Here is a 6,883-nt window from a genome sequence, read left to right as displayed (position 1 = left end):
TCTCGCCCGGCACAGGGCCGGCGCCGATGTCGAAGGCCAGGCCCTTCTGGATCTTGGGCGGGAGCTTGCCTTCGAGATAGACCTTGACCATGGTCTCCTCGTACTCCCGGATCTCGATCATTTTTTCGTACATCCACAGCAGTTGTTCGCTTGTCGCATCCATCGCTGCAAAGCCTCCTCGTCGATTGGGTCGTCTGGTCGCGCGCTGGTCGGGAAGCGGTTGCGGTCGTGCTGTCCGTGCTCGCTTCGCAGTGCCATTGCGTCTGGGATTTGCTTTGCAACTTCGGTGCCACCACCGTGCCGAGTTGCATCGAAACGTATAAAAACGTATTTGAAACAGAGGCTTGGTTGTGTTTCGAAGCGGCTTTCAGGGGCGCCAGAGGGGCCGCGACAAGTGGCTGGCTGTCGCAGCGGAGGCGACACATGTCGCACGCCGGATGCAACAGATGCGACTGCGCTGCGACTGCTAGAGATGGCTAAGGTGTTGATTAATATGGGGTGACTGGCATGGCACCGAACGTGCAATGGCATGGGCTCGGGGCGGGGCGTCCAGGCGGTGTCCTGGGCAGGCCTTGCGACCCCGATTTCATCCATTTGAACGAGAAGAAAAGGAGACACCCATGCTCAGGAACCATCGCTCGCGACAAGGCGCATCCAAGTGCGCGCTACCGCTGCTCACCGTCTGTGCAGCGCTTGCTGCACCCGTGACGGCGCAGGCCCAGGTCACGCTGGACGTGATCGGGCCGCACGAGTACGACCTGCCGGTCGGCTTCGAGCCGTTCAACGTGTTCGTGCAGTACGCCACCTTCCAGAACGGTGCGCGGGTGTGGGATGGCAGCGGCGACGACCGCCGCGCGGCAGCGAAGACGAGGACCATCGTCGGCCTGTCCAAGTACGTGCGCTTCTGGTCGCCCGAGTCGAACCCGAACATCGGCCTGGCCTACGAGGTGATCCTGCCCGAGGTCGGTGTACGCAATGACGCGACCAACAGCTCCGCAAGCGGCATCGGCGATCCGCTGACCGGTCCGGCGATCTGGTACAAGCCGACGCCGAATTCGACGCTCGGGTTCCAGACCTTCTTCCAGGTGCCGGTGGGCAACCAGGATGTTGGCGGCGGTGACGGATGGAAGAACCTGTCGAGCCTGTTCTGGGACGTGCAGTTCGAGCGCGTCAGTTACACCGCCGATGCCGGTTTCGTGTTCTTCGGCAAGTCGACGGCTGCAGATGCTCGTCCGGCCACCCTGTTCCATACCAACCACCGGCTGGGATACAAGCTCAGCGACGCGGTCCAGCCTTTCATCGCGCTCGATTACGAGCGCCAGGGGCGCTGGACCAACCGCGCCACCGGGGCGGAGGTGGCCGCCAGCCACGAGACGACCGCCGGTATCGGTGTGATGTTCAGCTACTACGGCAACCAGTCGATCACGGTGCGCTACTCGCGCGGTGTCAGCGGTGAATCGCACGGCCTGACCGACAGCTTCAACCTCAAGTACGCCTACGCCTGGTGAGTCGGGCGGTCACCGCAGCTGCGGTGACCCGCTGCAATGAAGAATGCCGCCGGGCCCTGCGACCGGCGGCGTTCTTCTTGTGCCCTAAACGCAGGGCGGGCGGTGTGCGCAAGGGCTCACCACTTGCCGAGCGACTTGAGGTAGGCCACCAGTTCCCAGATTTCCTCGGGCGAGAACACATCGCCCCAGGGCGGCATCGGGGTGGCGCCACGACCGCCGTCCCTGATCGTGTTGTAGACGTATTCGGGGTCCAGGCCCTGGCGGTCGATGAACAGGGCGGGCTCGTGGCCGTGACAGAAATCGGCGCAGCCGGACTGGTAGCGGGCCTTGCCGGCGGCGATCCGTGCGCTGTCATCGAGCTTGAAGGGCGGGCCGCCCGTGGCCTCGATGACGACTTCCTCGGCAGCAGGCGATTCCGGCAATACGGCATTGAAGGCGAGCACCGACGTGGTGATCAGCGCCAGGGCAATGGGGGTCAGGTGGTATGTCTTCATGATCTTGGAGTCTCGTTGCTGTATGCGAACGGCAGCGTCCGCTTGACAGGACCGCCTCCGGGGCGGCGCGGCAATGCCGCGGCCCCGGAGGCGTACGGTCAGTTGACCTGGACTGCGACCAGCTCGGCGGGCAGCCCAGCCCCGCCGATCGGCACGACGACGTACTGCTTGTCGCCGGCGCGATAGGTCATCAGCGCACCGAAAGCTGCGCCCGGCAGGCGCAGCTCCGAGATCAGCTCACCCGAGCGCGCGTCGTGTGCATACAGGTAGGGCTCCTTCTCGTCGGCATTGGCCTGGGTGATCAGGGCGTTGCCGCGCGAGGACAGGCCGATCACGCCGTGAGTCCCTTCCGGGGCGAGGAACAGCACCTCGTCGGTGAGCGCGATGAAGCTCTCGCGCGGGACGCCGACACGGCCGAGATTGAGGTCCTTGATCGCCGGGTGGTCGACCGGGCCCTTGCCTGCGGGAATGCGCCACAGGTGCTTGCCGGTGTTCATGTCGATCGCGGTCACGGTCGAGAACGGCGGCTTGAACAGCGGCAGGCCCTGCGGACCACCGACCCCGGCCCAGGTGCCGGTGTAGTCGTAGACGCTGGCGTTCTCCTTCTTGATCTTGATGCCGAACGGGATCGTGAACGAGGGCACGTACAGCACGTTGGTGTTCGGGTTGTGCGCAGCGCCCGCCCAGCTTGCGCCGCCGAGTACGCCCGGTACCTGCAGGGTGCCGGCCTTGTCGAGCGTGGGCGGGGTGTACAAGGGCCCATAGTTGTAGCGCGCCAGGATCTTCCTGGCCTCTTCCTTGAGCTGGGGCGTGAGGTCGATCAGGTCGTCCTCGGTCACCCCCTGCTGGACGAAGGGCGCCGGCACTGTCGGGTGCGGCTGGGTCGCGGCCGAGCGCTCCCCGGGTACGGTGGACTGCGGCACTGCGCGGTCCTCGATCGGCCACACGGGCTTGCCGGTGGCGCGGTCGAAGGTGAACACGAAGCCCTGCTTGGTGACCTGGGCCACGGCCTTGATGTTCTTGCCGTTGACCGTGAGATCCATCAGGTTGGGGGCGGTCGGCAGATCGTAGTCCCACAGTCCGTGGCGAACCATCTGGAAATACCAGGCGAGCTTGCCTGACATGGCGTCAACGGCCACCAGGGATTCTCCGAACAGGCCGTCGCCTTTGCGGTGGCCGCCGTAGAAGTCGTTGGTGGGCGTCGAGAATGGCAGGTAGACCAGGCCGAGCTCCTCGTCGCATCCCGGGCGTGCCCACATGTTGCCCGACCCCGCGGTCGTCCACGACTCGTCTTCCCAGGTCTCGTTGCCGGGCGCGCCCGCCTGGGGCGGTTGCTCGAAGATCCATACGCGCTTGCCGGTGCGCACGTCGAACGCCTGCACGTCGCCGGGCGGGTGGTATTTCATCGGCTGGCGACCGATGGCGAAAGAGTCGAGCACCGCGATGCTGGGCACCACCGTGTCGCCGCATACGATCGGTGGCGAGGTGACCGCGACCAGTGAGCGGTCGACCCGACGGCGCATGCCTTGCGTCAGGTCGATACGGCCCTTATCGCCCCAGGACTCGATCGGCTTGCCGGTCTTGGCGTCGAGGGCGATCAGGTAGCCGTCGCCAGTGCCGACGATGATGCGCTGGTCCTCGCCGTCCGCCCAGTAGGTGAGGCCACGGTTGATGAAGCCAAGGTTGGGCGGGGTACCGTCCTTGTAGGCCTCAGGGTCGTATAACCACAGCGTCTTGCCGGTTTGTCCGTCGATGGCGGAGACCGTGCTCATCGGCGAGGTGGAGTACAGGATGCCGTCGATGGCCAGCGGCGTGGACTCATTGACCCAGGTGCGCAGTTCGGCATTGTCGGCGGCGATGGCGTTGTCGGGCATCGACCAGCGCCATGCGACCTTCATCGACTTGACGCTCTCGGTGGTGACGCTCTTGCTGGGCAGATAGCGCGAGCCGGCCTTGTCGCCGGTGTATTCGGTCCAGTTGCCATTGTCGGCGGCGAACGCGGTGCCCATCGCCGCGAGCAGTGCGGTGACGCACAGTGCGCTGCGGGTGGCGCGCGGGCTGCCACGCGTGGTTCTCGACTGTTTCATGTCCTTGTCTCCTTTCTGATTCGTGCCGCGCGCACGGACGGAGCGCGCGTTGCGTGGTGAAAGTGCAGCAGCCGGAAGCCGGCGTGCCGCCACAAGGACAGCAAATTGGGTGCCACGAATTCAAGTTATTGTTTTTTATAGAAAATATATGCGCGGATTCCGTCTGGAGGCGGGCAGGCTATGGCAGATTGTCTGACAGTGCCGCCGTTTCTTATATAAATCAGTGCCTTGGCTTGGAAGTGCTGAGTCTGGCGGTGAGACAGCTGTCGCGTTCCGCTTGCGACAGCTGCGACAAGCGTCTCAGCGCGAGATCATCGGCGCTTCAGTGACAAGTCGAAGCACCACGGGCAATGCTCGCTAGTTGCGCCCGCTGGCGCGCAGACGGCGCAGCACACTGGCGCGATAGAGGGCCGACAGCAGGCGGCGCAGGCCGGGCAGCCCTATCAGCCAGGCGAGCGGGCGCAGCAAGGGCACGCGCGACATCAGCAGGATGTAGGCGTCGAGCTCGCGATGGATGCGACCGTGCGCGTCGGCGACGTGGAGTTCGCGCAGCGCGAGGCCGGGGTCGATCCCCTGGGCCTTGAGCTCGTCGTTGCGCCCCGTGATGTCGACCCAGCACACGGCGTCCGCCGCGTCGCCCGCCAGCGACTCGTATTGCTGGCGGTCGCGCACGCAGCGTGGGCAGGCGCCGTCGTAATACACGGTCAGCCGTTCCGGATCGTCCTTCATCGCATCGTCTTCATCGCATTGCGCTCCTGCCGTCTAGCGGGCGCGCGGCCTTGGGCCTGGCGTGCTCATTGCCCCAACTCGTCGTAGAGCGAGGGGGTGACCCCGGCGCTGGCGAGGAACTCGCGCAGTTGCTTGATCGCCTGCTTGCCGAACTCGTTGCTGTGGTGGGGGTGGTGGAGGAAGAACTCGTGGCGGTTGAGGACGACGCGAAAGCGCGCGCCGTGTCCGCTCTCGACGAGCGCGCCGAGATGGTTCAACAGCGATTCCACCTCGCGCCATTGCAGGTTTCCAACCGGGGGGTCGCGGAAGATCGCTTCCAGGGTGTGGCGGTGCTTGTTGCTCATGGCGGACCTCTCGAGGCAAGGGCGACTGCTTCATCGTAGTCCGTCATGGCACCGCCTGGCGGTTGGCGAAGGGGAAAATTTCGCCTGCGCGCGCCGGCTCGGGGCGCCTCAAAAGGCGGCTTTCGTCGTGCGAAAGCGGTAGGCGAAAGCCGAGGGCGCGACGACCGAATCGCCGCCGAGGGCGCGCGTGCTGCCCCACTCCGTGAGGCGGGAACGGCCGTCCAGCCGGAAGCGGCTACGGATGGTCCAGAAATAGCGGGTGCCCGGCTGCAGCGCGGTTTCCAGCCGGTGTTCGGGTGCCGGTAGGCCCTGGCGGCGATACACGATCCGCTCGGGCGCCTGGTGCATCTCCTGCGCGATGACGAGGTCGTAGCTGACCTCGCGCACGCGCGCCATTTCCGCCGGCGCGAGGGCGATATCGCTCGCGCGCGGAAAGGCTTGCCACTGCAGCTTCGGGCGCAGGGAATCGACCGCGGTCCATTCGATGATGTCACCGAGGACGGACTCGCCGCTGAGCTGGCCGCGCGTCGGGGGCGAGATCGGCGCGAGCCCGAAGGCGGTCGACAGCGCGCCACCGGCGGAATGGGCTTGACGATCGGGCAGCGGGAGGAGTTCGAAGACCTGGTCGTAGATGTGTTCGCCGAGCGCGCGGTAGCCGGCTTCGAGCTCCGTCTTCAACGGGCGGCCGTCGTCGGCGGCCCATTCCGTGAGCGTGCGGTGGCGGCCCTGGTACAGGTAGTCGGCCACGAGGCGTTCCCCATTGTCCGCGGTGGCGAGGACGCGCACGCGTGCGCGCAGGTGAACACCGACGGGCGCGTTGATCCCGGTGCCGCGCGTCCCCGCCTCGATGAGGCTGGTCTCGACCACGGAGTTGACGCCGAACTCGGCGAACGAACGGTAGTCCCGTGTGGTCGCGGCCTGTTGCGCCAATGCCGATGGCACATTGCGAAGACGGGCGCCGCGCAGCAGGGCGGTGGCGGAGACCTGGTCGCGGAGGGCGGCCTGCACGGTCCGTATCTCCACCGCCTGCGCGAGGCGCGCCTCACTCGCGGCTGCCACGCTCGCGTCAGGCGCTTCAGCCGCGCCGGCAATGCCGCCTACCAAGCCGGCCACGCCGCAGATGCCGAGTATCACCAGCAAGGCCGCACCACAGGCTTCGCCGCTGCAGCCCCCGCCCCCGCCCGACAGGCAGGCGGCAAACGTGCCCCCCGCGCCAGTGAGCGCGCCTTCCCCCTTGCCATGGGCAAAGCCGTGAAAGCCCAGCGTCGGTGGCTGTTCGGTCGCGACTATGGCAACCTCGCCCAGCGTCGCCTGGTAGGCGGTGTCGGGCGGACCGGCATCCAAGGTCGTGCATCCGACCAGTCCCACACAGGCGAGCAGCAGGATGCCCGCAGCCCTTGTCATGGGAGTCTCCTCCGCGCTGGCCCCGTCGATTCGGTTTCCACTAACGATCGGGCGGCGGGGAGATGTCGCCCGGCGGGCCCCGGCGCCGTCGCAATAGGCGGTGAGCTTGCGTTCGGGTGTGCTCATGGTGAGGGTGTCCGGGTGTCCGCGCGCGTCGCCATCTGCGCCGGCGTCGACCTCGGTGTCGCTTAAGCCTTTGCTTACATCGTAGTCTGCCCGTGGCCCGGTATCACGGTCCGGGTGGTGCGAGCAGGGGGGCGCAGCGCGCCGACGCCACCAGGATCAGCTTCATCGTCGCCCGCGTCGCGCCGACGAAG

General features: G+C 66.5%; 6 protein-coding genes. 1 reads left to right on the top strand and 5 read right to left on the bottom strand.

Annotated elements, in window-relative coordinates; translation table 11 throughout:
* The first annotated feature begins 620 nt into the window (after window positions 1-620).
* Window positions 621-1,508, top strand: a complete 888-nt coding sequence (locus PLC66_RS21910; RefSeq protein WP_002930602.1) for a transporter — start codon at window positions 621-623, stop codon at window positions 1,506-1,508.
* Window positions 1,509-1,624: 116 nt separating this feature from the next.
* On the opposite strand, the gene PLC66_RS21905 is transcribed toward PLC66_RS21910, so the two are convergent.
* The 5 genes from PLC66_RS21905 to PLC66_RS21885 all read right to left on the bottom strand — a co-directional run bounded on the left by PLC66_RS21905 (window position 1,625) and on the right by PLC66_RS21885 (window position 6,566).
* A complete protein-coding gene (locus PLC66_RS21905; RefSeq protein WP_324544308.1) occupies window positions 1,625-2,002 on the bottom strand; it encodes a c-type cytochrome in 378 nt (125 codons plus the stop codon).
* A gap of 98 nt (window positions 2,003-2,100) precedes the next feature.
* Window positions 2,101-4,089 carry a pyrroloquinoline quinone-dependent dehydrogenase gene (locus tag PLC66_RS21900; protein WP_324544307.1) on the bottom strand — a complete coding sequence of 663 codons (1,989 nt, stop codon included), beginning with the start codon at window positions 4,087-4,089 and terminating at the stop codon, window positions 2,101-2,103.
* A 357-nt stretch (window positions 4,090-4,446) separates the two neighbouring features.
* A complete protein-coding gene (locus tag PLC66_RS21895) occupies window positions 4,447-4,818 on the bottom strand; it encodes a thiol-disulfide oxidoreductase DCC family protein (RefSeq protein ID WP_324544306.1) in 372 nt (123 codons plus the stop codon).
* Window positions 4,819-4,883: 65 nt separating this feature from the next.
* Entirely contained in the window at window positions 4,884-5,162 is a 279-nt protein-coding gene (locus tag PLC66_RS21890; RefSeq protein WP_324544305.1) for a type II toxin-antitoxin system HicA family toxin, read from the bottom strand.
* 108 nt (window positions 5,163-5,270) lie between these two features.
* Complete coding sequence (locus PLC66_RS21885) at window positions 5,271-6,566, bottom strand: hypothetical protein (protein WP_324544304.1); 1,296 nt, start codon at window positions 6,564-6,566, stop codon at window positions 5,271-5,273.
* Window positions 6,567-6,883 lie beyond the last annotated feature (317 nt).

It is taken from the genome of Thauera sp. (assembly GCF_035444905.1).
In the GTDB taxonomy this organism is placed as follows: domain Bacteria; phylum Pseudomonadota; class Gammaproteobacteria; order Burkholderiales; family Rhodocyclaceae; genus Thauera.
Note: the sequence above shows the minus strand (reverse complement) of the source record. Positions and strands in the feature narration are given on the sequence as shown.